We start from the raw sequence: 22,198 nt of genomic DNA, 5'->3' as shown, positions 1-22,198 counted from the left end.
TATGATTGATCAAAACGCCTTGCCGTTTGGCGGCGGTATCATGATTGCAGGCATTCTGTATGCGGCCTTTTTCTGGGGGGTCGGCGGACAAACTATCGGACAGCGAACAATAGAACGCTCCGGGTGGTTACCACATTGCGAACGGGTCGTTGTCGAACATGCCCACGATACAAAACCTGATCTGCAATTCAGTGCACCGACACCTGACTGCAATGCCGTCATGGGGATGTTTGCCGGACAGGATGGCAAAGCGCTTTGTAATGTCGTTGGCGGCCTATTTGAGAACCCACTGGCATCCCAAATTAAAATCCAAAACAAAAGGCTGGTTGAAGCGTATACGAAACGCCTTGAGAACGCGGCGAGCAACGCAAATTCCCGATGCACTTGCGCCATAAATGTTCAACTCCAAAACCGCACACTCTGGGGTTTGTACTCCGGCTCCTTCAGAATCGTGATTCCGTCTGAAATCAAAAATTTGAATGCGGAATTATTCACGGCTTTGAACTCACCTGTTTGCCGGGGGGAATTCCAATGATCTTTGGTTACGCCAAAATATCAGGCGGCATGCTGGAAACCCGCAGACGATCTTATGTCCTCTCATCGCTTAAGGCAGTGTCAACGGAATTGCCGTTTTTCGTGCCGGTGATTGCCCTCAGTATCGCCCTCATCGGATTCATCATCAGCTTTGCCGATCTGTTGTATTGGTATGAGATTGCCGCGACCATGGCGAGTGTTTTTGTTGCGATAGCGGTTGCCTCACAAATCGGGCAGTTGAAACTGTTGAGCCGCGAATTGAATGGCAACGAGCTATCAGGCGCTGTGTGGGGTCAAATAGCTGATCTGAATAAAATCAGATCCGATATCGCCCAAAAGATTGATCACTCCCACACTGGAGAGGTCTCATGAGCAAGGCACCAACTGACAACAACAGGCCGCCACACAACAACACTGGCACGATTTTTGAGATCAATTTTCAACTTGGCTATGGAACGCTTTTGGTGATCGCCGGCGTCTTGATGTGGCCGTCTGATCCCCATTGGTGGGCGTTTGGCGCGATGTCGATAATTTGCTGGCTTGCGGCAGGAGGTCTGGTTTTCAAGTCGCTGCGCCAAATGGGACAACTCCACGTCTACTACAAAAGAATGCGGGCATTTCAAAAGCGCGGCAAAGCGCCAAAGCAGGCGAGGCTTGCCAATAAGCAAGCTCAACAAAATGGCGGGATGCAGTCATGAGGGAAAAACTCAAAAGCTTCTTTGGCGGCACGCAAAAGGCTGTCCGGCGCACAATCCGGCTGAGAAAACTCTCTCAAGATAATGCAGTAAATTTTCAGGAAATCCGCCGCGTTATTGGGCGAGATATTGCAGATGGCAGCCCGGTTTTCGAGCCGCCCGGAAATAAGTCATGGGTGATTTATGGTGGTGCAGGCAGCGGGAAGACGACTTGTGTCAGCATTCCCGCTGTTCAATCCCTGATCTGGGATCAAACGCGCGCACTTGTCATCAATGATGTGAAGTCTGGAGAAATCGCGCACCAGATTGCCGCGCTATGTATCAAGCTTGGCCGCAGGTTCGCCGTGATTGATGACAACTTTGTTTTGGGTGCCGATTATCCTTATTGCATCCGCGTTAATACGTTTGGCAATCTGGTTGACGCTCACCAAAAAAAAGTCCCGAATTGCTGCTGGAAATTGAAACGGCGGCAAACACAATCATACCAGAGCCCGAGGGGGGGTTGGATAAGAATTTTTTCTTTCGGCAGGTCCCAAGGGAAATTCTTGCCTTTGCAATTTTGGCGCTGCTGGAACACAGCGCGGCACTTACAACTCCGGGCGGGCTGGCCGCTTTGATTGCTGACCCGGAGACTTTCAACTCTGTCATTGATATCGAGGCGGACGAAGGCGAGGAGCTCACACGCAATCGTGCTAGGCAGTTGAAAGAACTTCGCGACAAAGACCCCGAGCACTACAGCCAGCATATGCTGGCCGCGCAGTCGGCACTTCGCCTGTTCATGGCTGGCAGTCCGTTAGCCGAAGCAGGCCGGGACGCTGACGTTACACACGAGCAACTTCTCGCGGAAAAATACGTCGTTTGTGTAGTTCAAAATCCGAAGAATGCCGCGCGGCTTGGAACTTATTACGGTCTCATGTTCAATGCCTTCCTGTCCGCCCAATTGAGCAGTGAGTGCGGCAAGACAACAATTATTTTTGATGAAGTGGCAAACACTCCGGCCAAGGAACTCATTGAAAAAGTCACGGTTTTTCGCGGTGCAAAATTACAGGTGCTTTATATCGCACAATCGCGCGCCGACCTGATCCGCCAGAACGGTGAAAAACTGATTCAAACATTGGAAGACAATTGCTGCATCCAATGGCTCCAGTTCGGCAATTTCGAAGAGGCCGAGCGCGTTTCTAAAGCTATTGGCGAAATTGATAACGTCAATTTCAATCTTGGCGGCAGTTCCGACAAGCCGGATTTTACAACAACTTTTCAGACCGGGCGCGAGCCTCTTTTTACCATCGACGAACTGATGAGTTTGCCGCCGAGTGAGCAATTTCTGCGCGTCCCTGGTGTGGGCTGGATTCATTGCCTCAAAATTCGCCAGAACGAGATTGCGCCTTCCTGTTTCGACCTGGGTGATAACCCCGTCGAAGGCGGACGGCTTGAACCTGATGTGAAAATCAATCTGGCAGATTATTTCGAGGTGGAGAAATGATCCGGCCCGTTTATTTCGTCTGGGTTATCGTACCCATAGCACTGTATCTGGCCTATCAGATCTACGGCACGCCTTATCTCAACTGGTCGTATGATTTTTACAGTGATGGTGGCAATGATCCGTTTGCCGAACGGCATTATACGCGCTGCACCTATACGAATTTCCGCACTGAAATCACCATTCATCCCGGTGATGGCAATTGCCCGCGCATCAAATTCTTCAACTACGAAGACGGAGAGAATTAATGCAGCAGCATCTCATCATGCGGGTGCCGGCATTTCAAATCCTGCTCGGCAATAATCTCAAGGCGCTTTTCCCCTTTCAGAACTGTGAGGATCGTCGCTTTGGGAATGCCTCGGGCAATCTCGCAATCATAGTGATCGCGATCTTCGGATTGAAGGCCGTTGGGATCAGTTTCCCGCCAGAACTCTTCGTATGTCAGCGGCGCAAGCCACTCTTCGACTTCCTGCATGTAATTGAACTTTATCATGAATTAAGAATATCAGATTTGCGATTCCGAGTGCAAGCCTATTTTTGCAGGGGGTCATGAGTATGGCTTTATCCACCGCTGAGCGGGTCAAACAGACTTTTAATCTAATCGCCCTTCGCCGTGAAGCCGGAGCGCGGCTCACTGGGCGTCAGTGGGAAAAGCGCGGTGAGTTGATCAAACGGTGTGCACAGGCGCGTCAGAAGGCCGAAGAGCTCAATTTCAAGCGATATCCTATGCGTGTCGGAGTCGTCCAGAAAAAGCTGATTGATGAAGCCGGGTCAAAGACCAGAGAATATAAGCCTTTCTGGTCGCAAAATGACCGCTTCGACAAGTCCGCAACGCTGTATCTGGCGCAACAGGATGTCAGGCAGGCACATGAAAACCGGATCGCGCAGATCAACCAATATGAGGAGCGCGGCCTGTCAAATTTGATGACAGAGGCTAAACGCGAAAACCAGCTTCAGGGAAAAGCGGAGCGCGCCTTCAACAGGACCGTTGATCGTCGGCACGTGCAAGACAGACACCAATCGCAATCCCGAAAACGGTCAAGATAATTACCACTAGCCCAAAAGGAGATGACCAATGCAAATCATGTATGATCCCAAGGAAATGGAGCGTGTCAAATCAGCGCGCGAAAGCTTCTCCGGTCGTTTGTTGTCGGACCCGCAATTCGAAGAAGCGATGACAATTACCGGCATCATTGAAAAAGAGATTCAAAAGACCGGCAGGTTCAAAGAAAAGCTTGGCGATTACGCCTTTGCCTTTGCCAGAACCGAAAAATTCGAAACCCACAAGGCCGAAGTCGCCATACGCGATTTGTTCAAAGAACGTACTGGCATGAGCATGAATGACATGCGGGAACTGTTGGTGAAGCGTGAGGAAACACTTTCGGACACACAGAAAAGAAGCGCATTCACTGCGGCCTTGCAGGTCGGCAAGATGATTGAAGAAGGCAATAAAATCTCTTTCCACCGCGCGTTTTCGCACGAGGCCAGAGCCCTCGGCTCTGATCTCAATATTACGGATCTGGGCGCAAAACGTTTGATGACCCAGCAGTTCGAGGCCGTCAATGGTGAGAAATTCTATGACTGGGGCAAGGAGCAGGAAAAGAAATTCTACACCCCGCAAATCGAAGCCGAAAAACAGGCGCGCAAAGCTGGGCAAAGCCAGCAGCAGACGCGTGGTTATGCGCGAACACGTTAGACCGACGATGGGACTCTTTGGAATATCCTCTAGGTCGAGTTCAAAGCAGGCGGCTGATGGTCAGCCTCCTGCCGAACCGACATGCACCGTCTGCGGCATCAATACACTGTGAATGGCTCGTTGAAACGCATCCCTATTCCTTCAAAAGCATAAGCGAAAGCGAGTTTAGGCGATGGAGCGCTCTGTTCGACCATCTTCAATACAACTAAGACTGATTATGCATAAATAACCGTAAATACATAATCCATTAATATTAAAAATAGCAACAATATTACGTCGTTTATACTTGACTATATAGGATTTTATACCTAATCTGTTCTCTTTTTGTTCACTTACGTGGAAAAAGGATGGGCAACAACAGCATAAAGGAGAACGATCATGGCTACACAGCTGGAAAAGACAGACAAACCCGAACAAAGCGGCGATTTAACCGTTTTTCCGGCACTTGAAATCGATTGGGATCTTTATGGCGAAATGCTCCAGGAGTGCGATCTGACGGACGCACAAAAGCAGGAATTTCTTCAAGCACTTTGGTACAGTATGGTCGCCTTCGTTGATCTCGGAATCAAGATAGCCCCGCTCCAGAAAGCCTGTGAGCAAAATCGAATTCCAGTTGAAATTCTCACCCCGGATTCGAGTGATGTGATAACCTCAAACAATAATCCCAAAACAGAATTTCTAACCGCCGCCGACGGGTCACCGTTTGCATCACAAAAAGGGAATCAAAAATGACAACAGAAAAAAAGAAGATTTCAAAACCCGATGCGGCGTTGATCTATTGCAGGGTATCCACCAAAAAACAAACAGTGGAAGGCAGCGGTCTTGAGAGCCAGGAGCATCGGTGCAGGCAGCATGCGAACGCAATTGGCTGCAACGTTGAAGCTGTGTTTCCTGATGATGTGAGTGGAGGCGGTGATTTTTTGAAACGCCCAGGCATGGTTGCGCTTCTGGCCTATCTCGATGCAAACCCCACCAAGAAATATGTCGTGATATTTGATGATTTGAAGCGCTATTCTCGCGACACGGAGTTTCATCTAAAACTCAAAAGAGAAATGGCCGCTCGAAACGCTATACGCGTATGCCTGAACTTCCCTTTCGATGATTCCCCCGAAGGGAAATTTTCCGAAACCATTGCAGTCGCCGCTGGAACTCTAGAACGTGAGCAAAACGGACGGCAGGTGACACAAAAAATGATGGCGCGTATGGAGCAAGGTTTTTGGGTCTTCCCTGCTCCCAAAGGCTATCACTATGTTGCAGCAAAAGGCGGCGGCCATGTGCTTGAGTTCGACCCAATTCTGGCGCCAATTGTGAAAGAAGCGCTGGAAGGATACGCTGCGGGACATTTTGAAAGCCAAGGTGAGGTTAGGGAATTTCTCAACTCTCAACCAGCTTTTCCAAAGCCCAAAAGCGGCGTGGTCACGCATCAGCGCGTGGCCGATATTCTAACACAACCTATCCATGCCGGTTATCTCAACCATAAGGATTGGGGAATAAACTGGGTTAAAGCTCGGCATGATCCATTGATCACACTTGAGACTTTTGAGAAGATTCAGGAGCGCCGCAAAGGTTCGGCGAAAGCGCCAGCACGTAAGAATCTCAATCACGATTTCCCCCTGCGTGGTTTCGTGCTTTGCAATGACTGTCACAAACCACTGACGGCTTGCTGGTCTGCAGGTAAGCTCAAAAAATACCCATATTACCTGTGTGATACCAAAGCTTGTGAAAGCTATCGCAAGTCTATTCCCCGAGAGAGAATCGAAGGTGAATTTGCAGACATCGTGCGGTCGCTGCAACCAACACAAAACCTGATCAAAATAGCCAAGGCTATGTTCAGGGATGCTTGGAACCAACGCAGAAATCAGGCCGAAAGTGCCATTGCAACACTGAAACAGGATGAAAAGAACATCCAACGGCAGATTGACACAACTTTGGAACGCATCATGGATGCTTCCAATTCAACTGTGATCGCTGCATATGAAAGCAAAGTGGAGAATCTAGAGCGCAAACGGCAATTGCTAATCGAAAAACTGCAAGAAAAGCCCGTCTCTCAAGACCGGTTCGATGAATTTATCGAACACGCAATGACCTTTCTCGCAAACCCTTGGAATATATGGGATTCCGGTCAATATCACTTGAAAAGGCTGGTCCTCAGATTGGCTTTTTCTGAGCGAATTGCCTACTGCCGAAAAGAGGGCTATCGAACACCAAAAACCACCTTACCATTCAAGGTGTTAGAGAACTTTCGCCTGGGAAAGTTTGAAATGGTGCCGCTTATAGGATTCGAACCTACGACCCCATCATTACGAATGATGTGCTCTACCAACTGAGCTAAAGCGGCACTGGTCGGGAAATAGCGCATTGGGGTTCGATCCGTCAAACTCTTGCTTTTAAGTTGGTATGCTGTGATTCTGATCTCAGGCGATTCAGGCCTGTGAATGCAATTGTGGTGAGGTGAGTGATAGAATGGGCGTTTTTCGGCGTATGAAACTGATTTCTGCCACCGGCATTTCACTGCTTGTGACCGGGTTGATGGCGGGCGCGGCCTATGGGCAAAGCTGCCAACCGAGCGGCAGCTTTGAAAGCTTCAAGGCGGGGATTGCGGAGGAAGCTGCGGCAGCAGGTGTCAATGCATCAATCATTCGCCGCATCGTGCCATCGCTCAGCTATTCCAACAGCGTAATTGCAGCCGATCGCAAGCAGGGTGTGTTTGCGCAAAGCTTTTTGCAGTTTTCCGACCGCATGGTGGCGCCCTATCGCATCAGTGGCGGGCGTGACCGGTTAAAACGTCATGCCAGGATTTTTCAGGATGTTGAGGCGGAGTATGGCGTACCGGGTGCCGTGATTTCCGCATTCTGGGCGCTGGAGACGGATTTTGGCGCGGTGTTGGGCAATTTCAACACGCTGAATGCACTGGCAACCCTGTCCTATGATTGTCGCAGACCGGAGCTGTTTCGCCCGCAATTGATTGCGGCGCTGAAATTGCTGGATCGGGGCGATTTGTCGGCGGCGCAAATGCAGGGCGCGTGGGCTGGCGAATTGGGGCAATTGCAAATTCTGCCATCAGATTATCTCGACAACGGCGTGGATTATGATCGTGATGGCCGGGTTGATCTGCTGAAAAACACAGGCGATGTGCTGGCCACCGGCGCTAAATTCCTCAATCATCTGGGCTGGCGGCGGGGCGAGCCATGGCTGCAGGAGGTTGCCGTGCCAGCCAATCTGCCATGGGATCAGGCCGGGATTTACAACAAGCGACCCACGACCGACTGGGCGGCCATGGGGGTTAAAGCCCGTAATGGCCCGGCGCTGGACAGCAATAATTTGCCGTCATCTTTGATCCTGCCCATGGGGCGCGAGGGTCCGGCCTTTCTGGCCTATCCGAATTTCAGCGTCTTTCTGGAATGGAACAAGTCGCTGGTTTACACCACAAGTGCTGGCTATCTGGCGACGCGCATCAATGGCGCGCCAACGCTGAACCGGGGCAAACCGGAAGATATTCTCCCGATTGATCAGGCCAAGCTTCTGCAGACGCTTTTGCAGGACCGTGGCTATGATGTGGGCAAGATTGACGGCATTATCGGCTCCGGTACACGTGCCGCTGTGCGAGACATACAAATGAAGCTTGGCCAGCCTGCCGATGCATGGCCCACACGTGCCTTGCTGAGCGATTTGCAACGCAACACCGGCAGCGCTTTAACACCGCCACCGCCGCCGCCATTGCCAAAAACGCGGCCCTGATTTTCGCGATCTTGGCTATCGATGGTCGCTAATTCAGCACGCGTCTGGTGTAGGGACTATCCAGAGAGAAAGCTGGAATGTCAGCCAAAAACTCGTCTCCGCCAGGCGTGCGCATGGTGTATGCGCCAACCATGACGCCGTCTGGCGTTACCAAAGGACAGCCGCTCATATAGGAATAGCTGTCGCCGGGGTTCAGCACCGGCTGTTCCCCTAACACGCCATTGCCATCGATGAATTGCTGCAAGCCATTAGCGTCCGTAATAGTCCAGTGCCGGGCTTCAAGCTGGACGGTTTCAGGCCCGTTATTGACGATTTCGATGGCGTAGGACCACATGTAACGACCCTCCAGCGGATCGGACTGATCCTCCAGAAACCGCGGTGCGACCGACACTTCAACGCCGTTGGTCACAGATTGATAGGGATGGGTCATAGACATGCTCACACGTGCGTGTTCGTTTCTTCTTTGTAAAAGCAAAGCGTTTGACTTGCAAAGGCTGACTGTGTCGGTCCCGCTTTAAAAGGTTGATCGCGCTGCTATCAAGAAAATGTTAGTTGACCAGAAGGGCAACAGCGCGCCATTTCCTAGGTGAACAGAGCCATGGGGCGACTGAACTTCCAGAATCTTTTGGGGAGAAGACATATGTTAAAAATTCTGACACGGGCCATGCTTGCCGGTTTCCTTATGATGGGTGCCGCGAAAGCAGAGAATGCGCCTGATCCGACCAACTGGCCAGACCTTCTGACGCAAGCCAAGGGGCAGACGGTTTACTGGCATGCCTGGGGCGGTGAGCCACGTATCAATGACTACATTGCCTGGGCGGGGCGCGAAATTGAAGAGCGTTTTGGCGTTGAACTGGTTCATGTCAAAGTCCAGGACACCGGGTCTGTGGTCTCACAGGTTCTGGCAGAGAAGACAGCTGGAACACTGGATGGTGGATCGGTTGATCTGATCTGGATCAATGGCGAGAATTTTGCCGCCATGAAACGAGAAGGCCTGTTGCTGAGTGAAAGCTGGGCCAACAAGTTGCCGAATTTCCAATATGTTGATGTGGGCGGCAAGCCGACCGTGATCAATGATTTTACCGTACCGACTGACGGTCTGGAAGCACCCTGGGGCATGGCGCAACTGGTATTCTTCAATGACACAGCCATCAGCACCGAAATGCCCACCAGCATGGAAGCGCTGCTTGAATGGGCGGCCGCAAATCCGGGTCGGTTCTCCTACCCGCAGCCGCCCGATTATGTCGGGTCAACTTTCCTGAAACAGGCGCTCTACGAATTGGTGACCGATCCGACCGTCCTGCAACAACCAACCGATGAGGCTGATTTTGCCGCGGTTACCGAGCCATTGCTGGCCTTTCTGGACAAGCTGCACCCGAATATGTGGCGCTCCGGTCGTGCCTTTCCGCAAAACACCGCAAGCTTGCGGCAATTATTGGCCGATGGTGAATTGGAAATCGGCTTTGCCTTCAATCCCGCGGCGGCCTCTAATGCGATTGCCAATAATGAACTGCCAGACAGTGTGCGCTCTTTCGTTTTGGAAAAGGGCACTATCGGCAACACCCATTTTGTTGCCATTCCCTTCAATGCCAATGCCAAGGCGGGTGCCATGGTGCTGGCAGATTTCCTGATGTCACCGGAAGCGCAATTGCGCAAGCAGGATCCAAATGTCTGGGGCGATCCAACAGTCCTGGATGTGGTCGCACTGCCCGCCGCCGCGCGGGGGAGCTTTGAAGGACTGGATCTGGGCGTTGCAACCCTCAGCCCAAGCGAGCTTGGCATTGTGTTGCCAGAACCACATCCATCCTGGATGGTGGAATTGGAAAAAGTCTGGCTGGCGCGCTACGGCGTTTGACCCATTCGGCTTCAACCATGCTGACAAGACGTGATTTCAAGGGCGGGAAATGGTGCTAAAACACATTCCCGCCCTGACTCTTTTCTTTTTGATTGGCCCGGTGCTAGCCGGTCTGATGGGTGTATTGCTGCCAGCCTTTGGCGTACTGCCAAGTCTTGGCGGCACCAGCCTGACTCTGGATTATTTCCAAAATATTCTGACGACGCCCGGCGTTATTCGCTCTTCATTTCTCAGCCTTGCGGTGGGTCTGATTACAACGGCCATTTCCCTTGGCATCGTCATGTTACTGATTGCGGGTTGGCACGGCACGAAATTCTTCAAGCTTCTGCAAAACCTGCTGTCACCGCTGTTATCTGTGCCCCATGCAGCCGCTGCCTTTGGTCTGGCGTTTCTGATTGCGCCATCCGGCTGGTTGATGCGTCTTGTGTCGCCTTGGGCGACCGGCGTCACCCGTCCGCCTGACTGGTTGATTGTGAATGATCCGCTTGCTCTTTCGATGATGGCAGGTCTGATTGCCAAGGAAGTGCCATTTCTGCTGCTGGTCTCGCTGGCGGCCCTGCCGCAAAGCGATCTGCGGCGCAAAACAGTGCTTGCGGCCACGCTTGGCTATGGCCCGGTCAGCGGCTTTTTCAAAACGAGTTTTCCGCTCATCTACCGCCAGATCCGCCTGCCTGTTCTGGCAGTGCTGGCCTATGCCACATCGGTTGTGGATGTGGCGATTATTCTGGGGCCGTCCACACCGGCGCCATTGTCTGTGCGCCTGCTGCAATGGATGAATGATCCTGAAATTACGGAGCGGTTCCGCGCGTCTGCCGGGGCCATGATGCAATTGGGTGTGACAGCCCTTGCGCTGTTGGTCTGGTTTGCAGCCGAGCAACTGGTGCGCCGGACCGGCATGCGCGCCGTCAGTCGGGGCTACCGGACTTTTGCCGACCAATCGTTGCGGCGCATAATTGCCGTTTTGGCTGTCATTTCATCGGCCATGGTTCTGGCCGGGATTATTGTATTGGGCATCTGGTCAATCGCCGGTTTCTGGCGCTTTCCCGATGCTTTGCCCGTCGGCTTTACCCTCGCCAATTGGAGCCGACAGGCGATGGGGCTGGAAACCCCGTTGCAAAACACACTGACAATTGGGGTTGCGGCGACCGCCATTGCCATTGTGCTGACGCTGGCCTGTCTGGAGCAGGAAGCGCGCTCGGGGAAAACCGCAACCAGCCGGGCTCTGGTTTTGCTCTATATCCCGCTGATTGTGCCACAAGTCAGCTTTCTGTTCGGGTTGAATATACTGGTGCTGCAGATGGGTGGCAAAGCCAATGTGTTGCTTGTCATCTTCACCCATGTGATTTTTGTATTGCCTTACGTCTATCTGTCATTGGCTGACCCATGGCGTGCATGGGACACCCGCTACGCAGCTGTTGCCCAGGGCATGGGTCACAGCGCCAACCGCGTGTTCTGGTCGGTTCGGCTGCCGATGCTGCTGACCCCTGTGCTGACAGCAGCCGCGGTTGGCTTTGCGGTTTCCATTGGGCAATATCTGGCGACCTTATTGATTGGTAGCGGACGTTTCCCGACGATTACCACCGAGGCCGTTGCACTGGCTTCCGGGGGTGACAGACGGGTGATCGGCGTATATGCGCTGATACAGGCTTTGCTGCCCTTTATCGGTTTTGCCGCAGCGCTGTCCCTGCCCGCACTGCTGTATCGCAATCGCCGGGCCATGCGTGCCAATGGCTGATGCGAAAAGGAAGTCTATGAGTGTGCCAAATGAAGGCCTGACCCTGAAGGATGTCTGCATTCTGCTGGATGGCCGACCGCTTGTTCATGTCAGTGCTCATGTGGCACCGGGTGACGTGCTGACCATTATGGGTGCCTCAGGCTCTGGCAAATCTACTTTTCTGGCCTATGTCGGCGGTTTTCTGGACCGGGTCTTTGCGGGTATGGGCGAGGTTTATCTGAATGGCGTGGCGATCCACGATCAACCGGCAGAGAGCCGCCGTGTCGGCATTCTGTTTCAGGATGCGCTGCTGTTTCCTCATATGAGTGTGGGTCAAAACCTGCTGTTTGCCATTCCGCCCGACATCAAAGCCAAATCAGACCGGCAATCCATGGCCGAAGACGCCCTGAAAGAGGTCGGCCTTGAAGGCCTGTTTGACCGTGACCCGGCAACATTATCTGGTGGGCAGGCCGCGCGCGTCGCGCTGATCCGCGTGTTGCTGTCCGCGCCCAAAGCGTTGCTTCTGGATGAGCCATTTTCCAAACTGGATGCGGATCGCCGGTTGAGCATTCGGCGCATTGTGTTTGATCTGGCCAAAGCCCGGAACCTGCCTGTGTTGCTGGTCACCCACGATGCGGATGATGCCAAAGCCGCCGGCGGGCGCGTGATCATGCCCCTTGAAACGGCACCTGATTCAAAATCATGAAACTGCCGATTGAAGCCGTTAAAGCGGAGTTGCTGGACCAGTTTCGCAATCATCCCAATCTGGTGCTGGTGGCCGAGCCGGGTGCGGGTAAAACCACGCAAGTGCCGCTGTGGCTGCTGCAGGAAACCTTGCTGGACGGGCAAAAGATCATCCTGTTGGAACCACGCCGCATTGCTGCACGCGCAGCGGCCCAACGCATGGCCAGCCTGCTTGGCGAGACGCTTGGGCAAACAGTTGGTCTGCGCATGCGGGCTGAAACCAAAGTCAGCGCCAAAACGCGGCTGGAAGTCGTCACCGAGGGCGTTTTCTCCCGAATGATCCTCGATAATGCTGAATTGCCCGGCGTCGGTGCTGTTCTGTTTGATGAGTTTCATGAACGCTCTCTTGATGCTGATCTGGGGCTTGCCCTTGCGCTGGATGTGCAGGCAGCGCTGCGCCCTGACTTAAAGCTGATGGTGCTGTCAGCCACGATTGACGCAAAAGCCGTGTCGGCCCTGATGCAGGATGCGCCGACGATCACCTCAAAAGGGCGCAGCTTTCCCATCGACTTTCATTATCTGCCGGGCAAGCCAAGACAGCGGATTGCACCGCAAGTGGTTGAGGCTGTTAAGCTGGCGATCAAACAGGACAGCGGCAGTCTGTTGGTGTTTTTGCCGGGCCGCAGCGAGATTGAAACAACAAGGCGGATGCTCAACGATATTTATGACCGAGATGACACGATCCTGATTGCGCCGCTCTATGCGGGCCTGCCACAACAAGCGCAGATCGCGGCCTTGCAGCCTGCGCCAAAGGGCAAACGCAAAATTGTTCTGTCCACCAATCTTGCCCAGACATCGATGACCATTGAGGGCGTTCGTATTGTGGTGGATGGTGGCCTGTCCCGCCGCCCCCGCTTTAACCCGCAAACCAGTGTCTCGCGGCTGGAAACGGTGTCCGTCAGCCGTGCGGCTGCCGATCAACGGGCGGGACGCGCGGGGCGAACAGAACCCGGCATCTGCTACCGGCTCTGGCCGGAGCAATGGATGCGCACGCTGGAGGCGCAGGATCGGCCTGAAATTCTGGAAGCTGATCTGTCCCGTTTCGCGCTTGATCTAGCAGAATGGGGCGTCAATGCGCCGGAACAATTGGCGTTTCTGGACTACCCGGCCAAAGGCAAATTTACTGCCGCGCAAAACCAGCTTCGATCGTTCGGTGCCCTGGACAAGGATGGGCACGTCACAGATATCGGACGCAAGCTGCAGGCGCTGCCGCTTGATCCGCATCTGGGTGCCATGGCGCTGTCCGCAGCGAAACAAAGCACGGAAGCTTTGCGCTCGGCCCTTCTGCTGGCCGCGCTGCTGAGCGATACCCAGGCCCAAAGGGAATTGGATCTTGGCGTTCTTTACGGTCAATCACGCTCGCGTCCGGAAGGCATGGTAAGGCAATCCTTTGAACGGCTCTGCCGTCACTTTTCCATTCCGGTCAAAGGGCCGACATGGTCACGCGAAGCTGTTGGACCCTTGTTGCTGATCGCGTTTCCCATGTGGGTTGCCATCAATCGGGGGCCGGGACGGTTTCAACTGGCGGCAGGCCAGCGCGTCACCTGCCCTGCCGAACACGCATTGGCCGGCGAGCCGTTTCTGGTTGTGACAGACATGATGGGGGATGCGGGAAACCTGCGTTTGCTATCTGCCAGTTCACTTGCCACTGATGATTATCAAGCGCACGCGGAACGTCACGCAACATCTGAAGAGTTTCTGGAATTCAATGAAGCGGAAGGGCGTGTCAAAGCCGAACAAATCAAACGTCTGGGCGCAATTGTTCTGGAACGAAAGCAAGTGGCAAAATTTGATCAAAGCGCTGCAGAAGATGTGTTTTGGCAGGCGGTTGCGGCCCGTGGGCTTGATCTTGTGCCCATTTCCCAGAAAACCAACGCATTGCTGGATCGACTGCAGTTTCTTCATACCGCCATCGGTGACCCGTGGCCTGATATGAGCCGTGCAACGCTCGCTGAAACCCTGGAAAGCTGGCTTCGCCCGTTTGTGCCGGGAGCGGTCGCGCTTAAGGCACTATCGCATACCGCAATCATGGATGCGCTCAAATTTCGTGCGCCGCAAATCCATGATCTGGACCGGCTGGCCCCGGAGCGGTTTTCCTTAGCCAATGGCCGAACGATGACCATTGATTACAGCAACGAAAACGGGCCCACCTTGCGGGCGCGGGCGCAGGATTTCTTCGGAGTGAATGAACACCCCGTGATTGCTAAAAATGTTCCGCTGATTATCGATCTTCTGTCGCCTGCACGTCGCAGCATTCAGATCACCCGTAATCTGCCGACGTTCTGGACCGGGTCCTGGCGAGACGTTCGTGCTGATATGCGCGGTCGGTATCCCAAACATAATTGGCCGGAGAACCCGTCCTCTACCTAGACCGTTACTTCTCTTATGTTGACACATAAGTCATAAGTACGTACTTAATCCCATGCTTCGTTTCGCGATAGACATTGGTGGTACGTTTACAGACGTGGTGGCGGAAACGCTGGCCGGGCTGTTTTCTGTAAAGGTTTTGACCACGCCGCAATCACCTGAATTGGGTGCATTGGACGGTGTTGGCTGCCTTCTGGACGAGTTGAACCTTACCTATAGCGATATCACCACAGTCATTCACGGGACGACACTTGCGACCAATGCGCTGATTGAACGCCGAGGTGCCAAAACCGCTTTTGTGACCACGGCTGGTTTCCGCGATGTGCTGGAAATGCGTTACGAAAAGCGGTTCGATCAATACGCACTGGATATCCAGATGCCGGAGCCATTGGTGCCACGGCCCCTGCGCCTTGGCTTGAACGAGCGCATTCTTGCAGACGGTTCAGTGCTCGCGGCACCGCAGGACGGTGAAATCGAACAATTGGCTGCGCGCTTAATCGCAGAAAAAATTGAGGCCGTCGCGGTCGGGTTTCTTCATTCCTATCGCAACGCCTCTCATGAAAACCATGTGTCCGAACGCCTGCGCGCCTTGCTCGGCGACGATGTCACGATCTGTCAAAGTGCTGAAGTGGCTGGTGAAATTCGCGAATATGAGCGTTTCTCCACCGTCTGCGCCAATGCATATGTGCGGCCTGTCATGGCGCGCTATCTGCAACAATTGCAAACACAGCTGCAAAATCGCGGATTTGACGGCTCGCTGCTTATGATGCTGTCAGGCGGCGGGCTGACAACGCTTGAACAGGCTGTTCGATTTCCCATCCGGCTGCTTGAAAGCGGACCTGCCGGAGGGGTTGCATTGGCAGCCCATGTGGCACGTGAAGTCGGGTCAGATAAAACCCTGTCCCTCGACATTGGTGGAACAACCGCAAAAATCTGCTTCATTGAAAAGGGCCTGCCAAAAACCACACGCAAGTTTGAAGTTGCCCGCGCCTGGCGGGATGTAAAAGGCAGCGGATTGCCCGTGCGCATTCCCACCGTGGAACTGGTGGAAATCGGTGCAGGCGGTGGCTCCATCGCCACCATCGATGCGTTAGGACGATTGAAAGTCGGTCCGAAAAGCGCAGGCTCCGACCCGGGACCCGCGGCCTATAATCGCGGAGGCACAGAGGCCACGATCACCGACAGCCATTTGACGGTTGGGAATATCTCAGCCAATGGATTTGCTGGTGGCATGATTGAACTGGCGCCCGAACGCGCACCGGCCGCCATTGCGGAACACGTGCAGCAGCCCATGGGTCTGGACAAGGTTGAACCCGCGGCTGCCGGAATTATTGAACTTGCTGACGAAACTATGGCCAATGCTGCGCGCGTCCACGGCATTGAACTGGGATTGGACGTTGCCAGCTTTGATCTTCTGGTATCCGGCGGTGGTGGCGCGTTGCACGCAGCGCGTATTGCGGAAAAGCTTGGCATTCGCCGCGTTATTGTTCCTCAAAATGCGGGCGTAGGTTCCGCTGTTGGTTTTCTGCGCTCTCCCGTGGCGTTTGAAAGCGCCATCTCAGTCATAAGCACACTGGATGCCATCGACTCAGAAGCGCTGACAGAACGTGTCCATCAACAGATCGCCTATGTCAGGAATATTGTCGCAGACGCCGTTCGCTCAGAGCGCATTACAACTGCGATACAGGCTGAAATGCGCTATCAGGGACAGGGGCTGGAACTCTTTATCGAACTGTCGGACGACGAAGACTTTGCAGCAAGCCTGGCTCAATTGGAGGCGGTTTTTGTGGAACGCTACAAAGCCCTTGTTGGCTTCGATCTCAAAAACATTCCCATTGAACTGGTATCGATCAGTGTCAGCGCGCGCGAGGCCCTACAACCGACCAGCGCCACTGATCAGCAAACCGTAACGACACAAGACGCGCAGACACGCGATATCTACGACCTCAGTGCCAAAGAACATCTCAATTATGCTGTCATGGATCGATCAGCATTGAATGGCAGCCTTACTGATGGTCCAGCCGTCATCAGCGAGCCGCAAACAACCACGCTGGTGCGTCCGGGTTGGACTGTGCATCGCTCTGACATCGGACATCTGGTTCTTGAGCGGAGCGCATCATGACAGGACAATTGGATATTGTGGCTCAGAACGTCCTGTGGAACCGCCTGATTTCGGTTTGCGAAGAACAGGCCAATGCCCTGATGCGGGCAGCGTTTGGTGCCATCGTGCGTGAAGCAGGCGATTTGTCAGCCGGTGTGTTTGATGCCAATGGCGATATGCTTGCACAGGCTGTGACCGGAACGCCGGGCCACGTAAACACGATGGCCGCTTCCGTGCGCGCCATGCTGGAAATTGTGCCCTCTGACAGTCTGGTCCAGGGGGATGCCCTCGTCACCAATGATCCCTGGTTGGGTGCCGGGCATGTGTTTGATTTTGTCGTGGTTACGCCCGCGTTTCTGGATGGGAAAATCATCGGCTATCTGGCGTCAACCAGCCATATCGTGGATGTTGGCGGGCGCGGCTGGTCGGCGGAATCTTCTTCAGTGTTTGAAGAGGGTGTCATCATCCCCGTTATGCATCTGCGGCGCGGCAATTCCCTCAATGAAGATATGTTGCGGATTGTCACCACCAATTCGCGTGTGCCGCACGAAGCGCGGGGCGATATCCTGTCCCTTCTGACCTGCAATGATACGGGCGCTACCCGTTTGCTGGACCTGATGCGTGAATATCAGCTCACCGATCTGAAAGAGGTTTCAAAGTTCATTTTTGAACATTCTGCGATAGGCACCAGAAAAGCATTGAGCCGCGCTCCGCAGGGCATTTATGAAAGTGTCATGCAGCTGGACGGCTACGATGCGCCGATTGAATTGCGCGCAAGAATGACCATTGGTGATGGCCGAATTGATGTAGATCTCACTGGTTCTTCCAAGGCTGTGAATCGCGGCATCAATTGCCCGCTGAACTACAGTGCCGCTTACGCTGCCTTTGGCATCCGCGCGCTGCTTGCCCCTGACATTCCAAACAATCAGGCCTCACTAAATGCAATCGGTGTGACGGCTCAACCCGGCCTTGTTGTCAGCGCAGAGCGCCCAAGCCCGGTGACCGCGCGACATGTGATTGGTCAGGCATTGCCAGACCTGATGCTTGGCTGTCTGGAACAGGCATTGCCCGGTGAAGTGCTGGCAGAAAGCTCGGGCGCGCTTTGGACATTATCATTGTCGGGCGCAGGAACCACCCAGTTCACATCGCTCAATGTGGCGCTGGGCGGGATGGGCGCAAGGCCCACTCTGGATGGTCTGTCCACAACCGCATTTCCCTCCGGCGTTGGTGCAGTGCCGATTGAAGCTGCTGAGGTCGCGGCCCCCTTGATTTATCATTCAAAAGAGTTTGCACCTGATACCGGCGGCGCTGGTACCTATCGCGGAGGACTTGCCCAACGCATTGAGGTGAGTTCGCGCATCGGGGAGCCGCTCAGCATGTCTGCTGCTGCCTTTGAACGCCTGACCTCCGGCCCGGCAGGACGCCAGGGCGGCGGGAATGGCACAGAAGGACGCGTGTCGATATCTGATGGCACAGTGATTAAGGACAAAGGCATTTACGAAATTCCGGCAGGAGAGCGGTTGATCCTTCAAACGCCGGGTGGTGGCGGGTTTGCAGACCCTGCCAAACGTGACAGGGCTGCGGTAAAGCAGGATTTGTCTCATGGTTTGATAACGGCTGATGCAGCCAAAACCATTTATAAATTGGATGAAACTCAGTCGTAAAATTTAAAGGTAGGAGATCTTGATGACTTTCATGAAAACAGTTCTGGCGGCCTCAACGGCCATCGCACTCAGCGCTTCAAGCGTATGGGCGGAAACAAAATGGGACCTGAGCACGGCATGGGGCGCCAATAATTTCCATGCACAAAGTGCTATGGCGTTTGCAGATGCCGTGCGTGAGGAAACCAACGGGTCGGTCGACATTACCGTTCATCTGTCAGGTGAAATCGGTGTGAAGATCACCGAAAAACTGTCATCTGTTGAAAATGGCGTGATCCAGATGGCAGACATGCTGCTGTTCCTGCAAGCTGGCGAAGCACCGTTTTTGGGCATCGATACTCTGCCATATCTCATACAGGGACAGGATGAGATGAAAGTCTGGCTTGAAGTGGCGGGTCCGAAATATGATGAAATCTTCGCCTCGAAGAACCAGAAAGCGCTTTACTATGTGCCTTGGCCTTCGCCCGGCATTTACACCAAACAAGCTGTTGTAAGTGCAGATGATATGGCCGGCCAACGCATTCGCGCCTTCAATGCAACGTCGTTCACATTCCTGGAAAAAATGGGCGCGGCACCGGTTGAGCTTCCCTTTGGCGAATTGGCTGCAGCGGTTGCTGCCGGAACTGTTGACGGGGCAGCAACGTCTACATCGACTGGTGCGAATTCAAAACTGTACCAATTCACAGAGCACTTCAATCCGCTCAACTGGTCCATGTCGCCGGATGCTGTGACTGTCAATCTTGATGCCTGGAATGCGCTAAGCGATGAAGAACGCGAGATCATTCAAGGCATAGCCGACAGAATGGAAGCTGATTTCTGGGCGGCCTCTGCTGCAGAAGACACCAGCAAAACAACCGTTCTGACGGAGAACGGCATGACCGTATCAATGGCTGATGACAGTCTGAAGGCCAAAATGGCTGAAGCTGGCAAATCCATGTGGGCAGACTTCTTCAAGACGGTGCCTGAGGCTGAAGCTATTGTTGACGTCTATTCTGCTAAAGTCGGCAAATAGGCTATTGGTGCCGGGGCGCAATCCCCGGCACATGTCACCCCGGTGGATTCATAAATGATCCAGTTTCTAACCATCAATGAGCGCTTATCGCGCTTTGCCGAGACTTGCGCAGTTGTGCTGATTTTTGGCTATTGCGCCTTGATGCTGACTGAAGTTGTCGCGCGCAGCCAGGCCAGCAGCCTCTCCTTTACATGGGAGTTCAGCCAATATTCGATGTCAGCAATTTTTGCACTGGCCTCTGGTCCTGCCATTCGAGCCGGCGTTCATGTGCGCATTTCCCTGTTGTCGGAGATGCTCCCCATGGGCGCGCGCAAATGGCTGGATGTTCTGGCAAACATCGTGGCACTTGCCATTGTTGCCCTTATCGTATCCGCGCTCTGGACCAAGGTTTCAACGTCGTTTGAACGAAATATCCTTGCCACATCAGTTACAAAAAGCCCGCTTTGGATTCCACAGGCAATTGTGCTTTGGGGCTTCGCGCAGCTTTGGCTGGATTTGCTGGCCCGGTTGATCCGCCGTGCAACGGATCGCCCCTATGAGTGGCGCAAGGCAGATGCAGATGTGGAAAGCGCTGATGTTTGAAATCTCGCTTGTCACACTCTTGCTCTTTGTTGCACTGCTGGCAGGTTCGGTCTGGATCGGCCTGTCACTGTTTGCGACCGGATACATACTTCTGGCAATCTTCAAGCCGAATATTCCAATGGATATTTTTGCCAGCGGCGTTGTTTGGGGATCGATGATCCCTACGCCATTACTATCGTTGCCACTGTTTATTCTGATGAGTGAAGTTCTGGTCGCGGCGGGTTTGGGACGATCCCTGTTTTCCGGTCTCGCGCCATGGCTCGGTCGGCTACCCGGCGGGCTTTTGCATGTAAACGTCGTCGGCTCCACCCTGTTTGCTGCTGTGTCCGGATCATCTGCTGCAACAACAGCAATCGTTGGTAAAGTCAGTCTGCCCGAATTGCAAAAACGTGGGTATGATCGAAAACTTGCCATGGGATCGCTGGCTGGTGCGGGCACACTTGGATTTCTTATCCCGCCCTCCATCATCATGATCATCTACGGTGTGGTGGCAGAACAATCCATTCTGGAATTGTTCATTGCCGGTGTTATTCCGGGCATCACGCTTGCCCTGCTTTACATGGCGTATATCGCGCTGCACCAGACCCTGACCGGAACGCAGCCCCAACAGGAAAAACCCACCGCGAAAGACCGGCTGAAGGGCCTGCGTGATATCGGCCCAGTGGCGGCGCTGATCATTGCGATTATGGGGTCACTTTACCTTGGGCTGGCCAGCGTCAGCGAACTTGCAGCCATTGGTGTTCTGGGATCCATCATCATCTCAATCGCGATGGGCCGGTTCAGTCTGGTCTCCATGATTGCGGCTGGACGGCGCGCGGTGCGCACATCAGCCATGATCGGCCTGATCATCATTGGCGCGGCTTTGTTGAACGCGGCTTTTGGATTTCTCGGCATTCCCAAGGCCATTGCGGCGCAGATTGCCAGCTTTGGCCTGTCGCCATTTGTTTTGATTGCAGTCTTGCTCATTTTCTATGTGATTTTAGGCATGTTTCTGGATGGAACATCCATCATTGTTATGACCCTGCCGATTACATTGCCCTTGGTGACAGCGGCTGGCTTTGACCCGGTTTGGTTTGGTATCTTTGTGGTGGTGGCGGTCGAAATCAGCCAGATTACACCGCCGATTGGTTTCAATTTATTTGTGATACAATCGCAGACAGGCGAAGCAATCGGCGCGATAGCCAAAGCTGCAGCACCGTTTTTTCTGATCCTGTCAGGATTTGCGTTGTTGCTGGCTGTATTTCCTGAACTGGCACTCTGGCTTCCAAGGACACTGAAATGACCGCGCTGTATCAACAGGTCTCCCGGGATATTCTGGATCAGGTGCAGTCCGGCGTCTTGCAGATTGGCGATAAATTTCCACCCGAAGAACAATATGCCGAAGAGCTTGGCATCAGCCGATCAACGCTGCGTCTTGCCTTTGCCGAATTGGAACGTGTCGGCGTTCTGAAACGACGAAAACGGGCTGGAACGCAAATCGTTGCAGATCGGCCCAAACCCAAATTCACCATGAGCACAACCGGCATTTACGAGCTGTTGAGCCTTGGGCGCGACACTGAGCTGACGGTCACCGGCACGCGCACTGTCCGGACCGCAGATATCCCGCTACTGGATGGCAACGACAGTGAAACAGGGCATTGGCTTGAGGTATCCGGCACCAGATCACTGGCAGGCGAAACAAGGCCATTTAACGTCAATCATGTTTATGTCCCAGCGCGATATGCCGGAATTGAGCCCCTGCTTGGCGAGACGGAAACGTCGGTCTTTAACGCCATCGAGGTGAATTTCGGTGTTTCCGTCGGGCGTGTCAGCCAAGCGGCCAAGGCAATTTCATGTTCTCCCGCCGAAGCGAAGATTTTGGGGTTAAGCAGTGGTGCACCGGTTCTGCAAATCGTCGCGCAACTTTACGAGCGCAATGGGGGCCTTATGGAAGTTTCCATAGCGACGTTTGACCCGGATAGATTTCAGGTGCGCACAGACGTTGAAATCGAATAGGTGCACAGGCCGCTCTATACCGCT

Annotated in this window: 22 protein-coding genes, 1 tRNA gene and 1 pseudogene; 21 read left to right on the top strand and 3 right to left on the bottom strand. The window is 53.6% G+C overall.

Annotation, left to right across the window (positions count from 1 at the left end; translation table 11 throughout):
• The first annotated feature begins 1 nt into the window (after position 1).
• From RAL91_RS05460 to RAL91_RS05435, 6 genes are read left to right on the top strand one after another with little or no spacing between them, the layout of a single operon-like run.
• A complete protein-coding gene (locus RAL91_RS05460; RefSeq protein WP_306260378.1) occupies positions 2-535 on the top strand; it encodes a hypothetical protein in 534 nt (177 codons plus the stop codon).
• A complete protein-coding gene (locus RAL91_RS05455) occupies positions 532-906 on the top strand; it encodes a hypothetical protein (RefSeq protein ID WP_306260377.1) in 375 nt (124 codons plus the stop codon). Before RAL91_RS05460 ends, RAL91_RS05455 begins: the two co-directional genes overlap by 4 nt.
• Positions 903-1,232, top strand: a complete 330-nt coding sequence (locus RAL91_RS05450; RefSeq protein WP_306260375.1) for a hypothetical protein — start codon at positions 903-905, stop codon at positions 1,230-1,232. Before RAL91_RS05455 ends, RAL91_RS05450 begins: the two co-directional genes overlap by 4 nt.
• Positions 1,229-1,846: a hypothetical protein gene (locus RAL91_RS05445; protein ID WP_306260374.1), complete on the top strand. Its 618-nt coding sequence runs from the start codon at positions 1,229-1,231 to the stop codon at positions 1,844-1,846. Before RAL91_RS05450 ends, RAL91_RS05445 begins: the two co-directional genes overlap by 4 nt.
• Positions 1,732-2,712: a type IV secretory system conjugative DNA transfer family protein gene (locus RAL91_RS05440; RefSeq protein ID WP_306260372.1), complete on the top strand. Its 981-nt coding sequence runs from the start codon at positions 1,732-1,734 to the stop codon at positions 2,710-2,712. Before RAL91_RS05445 ends, RAL91_RS05440 begins: the two co-directional genes overlap by 115 nt.
• Positions 2,709-2,957, top strand: coding sequence for a hypothetical protein (locus tag RAL91_RS05435; RefSeq protein ID WP_306260371.1), 249 nt, complete (start codon positions 2,709-2,711; stop codon positions 2,955-2,957). The genes RAL91_RS05440 and RAL91_RS05435 overlap by 4 nt, the downstream gene beginning before the upstream one ends.
• On the opposite strand, the gene RAL91_RS05430 is transcribed toward RAL91_RS05435, so the two are convergent.
• Positions 2,954-3,202 carry a hypothetical protein gene (locus RAL91_RS05430; protein ID WP_306260370.1) on the bottom strand — a complete coding sequence of 83 codons (249 nt, stop codon included), beginning with the start codon at positions 3,200-3,202 and terminating at the stop codon, positions 2,954-2,956. The two genes, RAL91_RS05435 and RAL91_RS05430, sit on opposite strands and share 4 nt — an antisense overlap.
• Before the next feature lie 62 nt (positions 3,203-3,264).
• Between RAL91_RS05430 and RAL91_RS05425 the strand changes: the two genes are divergently transcribed.
• The 4 genes and pseudogenes from RAL91_RS05425 to RAL91_RS25015 form a co-directional block, all read left to right on the top strand.
• Positions 3,265-3,756 carry a hypothetical protein gene (locus RAL91_RS05425; protein WP_306260369.1) on the top strand — a complete coding sequence of 164 codons (492 nt, stop codon included), beginning with the start codon at positions 3,265-3,267 and terminating at the stop codon, positions 3,754-3,756.
• A 28-nt stretch (positions 3,757-3,784) separates the two neighbouring features.
• Complete coding sequence (locus tag RAL91_RS05420; RefSeq protein WP_306260368.1) at positions 3,785-4,405, top strand: hypothetical protein; 621 nt, start codon at positions 3,785-3,787, stop codon at positions 4,403-4,405.
• Between the two features lie 378 nt (positions 4,406-4,783).
• The gene (locus tag RAL91_RS05415; protein WP_306260367.1) at positions 4,784-5,137 is read left to right on the top strand and encodes a hypothetical protein; all 354 of its coding nucleotides are present in this window, start codon (positions 4,784-4,786) and stop codon (positions 5,135-5,137) included.
• Positions 5,134-6,168 (top strand): annotated as a pseudogene (locus RAL91_RS25015) (recombinase family protein); the annotation flags it as partial. The gene RAL91_RS05415 and the pseudogene RAL91_RS25015, both read left to right, overlap by 4 nt.
• Before the next feature lie 499 nt (positions 6,169-6,667).
• Here RAL91_RS25015 and RAL91_RS05405 read toward each other — a convergent pair.
• Positions 6,668-6,743: transfer RNA gene (locus tag RAL91_RS05405), tRNA-Thr, on the bottom strand.
• Between the two features lie 143 nt (positions 6,744-6,886).
• Here RAL91_RS05405 and RAL91_RS05400 point away from each other — a divergent pair.
• The gene (locus tag RAL91_RS05400; protein WP_306260365.1) at positions 6,887-8,143 is read left to right on the top strand and encodes a lytic murein transglycosylase; all 1,257 of its coding nucleotides are present in this window, start codon (positions 6,887-6,889) and stop codon (positions 8,141-8,143) included.
• 28 nt (positions 8,144-8,171) lie between these two features.
• Here RAL91_RS05400 and apaG read toward each other — a convergent pair whose 3' ends face one another.
• Positions 8,172-8,573, bottom strand: a complete 402-nt coding sequence (apaG, locus tag RAL91_RS05395; RefSeq protein ID WP_306260364.1) for a Co2+/Mg2+ efflux protein ApaG — start codon at positions 8,571-8,573, stop codon at positions 8,172-8,174.
• A gap of 210 nt (positions 8,574-8,783) precedes the next feature.
• Here apaG and RAL91_RS05390 point away from each other — a divergent pair, with 210 nt between their 5' ends.
• From RAL91_RS05390 to RAL91_RS05345, 10 genes are read left to right on the top strand one after another with little or no spacing between them, the layout of a single operon-like run.
• Entirely contained in the window at positions 8,784-9,998 is a 1,215-nt protein-coding gene (locus tag RAL91_RS05390; RefSeq protein ID WP_306260363.1) for an ABC transporter substrate-binding protein, read from the top strand.
• Between the two features lie 49 nt (positions 9,999-10,047).
• A complete protein-coding gene (locus RAL91_RS05385) occupies positions 10,048-11,733 on the top strand; it encodes an ABC transporter permease (RefSeq protein WP_306260362.1) in 1,686 nt (561 codons plus the stop codon).
• Positions 11,734-11,749: 16 nt separating this feature from the next.
• A complete protein-coding gene (locus tag RAL91_RS05380; protein ID WP_306260361.1) occupies positions 11,750-12,418 on the top strand; it encodes an ATP-binding cassette domain-containing protein in 669 nt (222 codons plus the stop codon).
• Complete coding sequence (gene hrpB, locus RAL91_RS05375; protein WP_306260360.1) at positions 12,415-14,826, top strand: ATP-dependent helicase HrpB; 2,412 nt, start codon at positions 12,415-12,417, stop codon at positions 14,824-14,826. The genes RAL91_RS05380 and hrpB overlap by 4 nt, the downstream gene beginning before the upstream one ends.
• Before the next feature lie 52 nt (positions 14,827-14,878).
• On the top strand, positions 14,879-16,945 hold the full coding sequence (locus RAL91_RS05370; RefSeq protein ID WP_306260359.1) for a hydantoinase/oxoprolinase family protein: 2,067 nt from the start codon (positions 14,879-14,881) through the stop codon (positions 16,943-16,945).
• Positions 16,942-18,588: a hydantoinase B/oxoprolinase family protein gene (locus RAL91_RS05365; RefSeq protein ID WP_306260358.1), complete on the top strand. Its 1,647-nt coding sequence runs from the start codon at positions 16,942-16,944 to the stop codon at positions 18,586-18,588. Before RAL91_RS05370 ends, RAL91_RS05365 begins: the two co-directional genes overlap by 4 nt.
• 22 nt (positions 18,589-18,610) lie before the next feature.
• Positions 18,611-19,597, top strand: coding sequence for a TRAP transporter substrate-binding protein (locus RAL91_RS05360; RefSeq protein ID WP_306260357.1), 987 nt, complete (start codon positions 18,611-18,613; stop codon positions 19,595-19,597).
• 54 nt (positions 19,598-19,651) lie between these two features.
• Positions 19,652-20,179 (top strand): TRAP transporter small permease subunit, encoded by a 528-nt coding sequence (locus tag RAL91_RS05355; RefSeq protein WP_306260356.1) that lies wholly within the window; start codon positions 19,652-19,654, stop codon positions 20,177-20,179.
• Positions 20,133-21,461 carry a TRAP transporter large permease gene (locus RAL91_RS05350; RefSeq protein WP_371932483.1) on the top strand — a complete coding sequence of 443 codons (1,329 nt, stop codon included), beginning with the start codon at positions 20,133-20,135 and terminating at the stop codon, positions 21,459-21,461. Before RAL91_RS05355 ends, RAL91_RS05350 begins: the two co-directional genes overlap by 47 nt.
• Positions 21,458-22,174, top strand: coding sequence for a GntR family transcriptional regulator (locus tag RAL91_RS05345; RefSeq protein ID WP_306260355.1), 717 nt, complete (start codon positions 21,458-21,460; stop codon positions 22,172-22,174). The genes RAL91_RS05350 and RAL91_RS05345 overlap by 4 nt, the downstream gene beginning before the upstream one ends.
• Positions 22,175-22,198: the final 24 nt, after the last annotated feature.

Source organism: Pararhizobium sp. IMCC21322 (assembly GCF_030758295.1).
Taxonomy (GTDB): domain Bacteria; phylum Pseudomonadota; class Alphaproteobacteria; order Rhizobiales.
The sequence above is the reverse complement of the archived record's forward strand: the minus strand, read 5'-3'. Positions and strand labels throughout refer to the sequence as shown.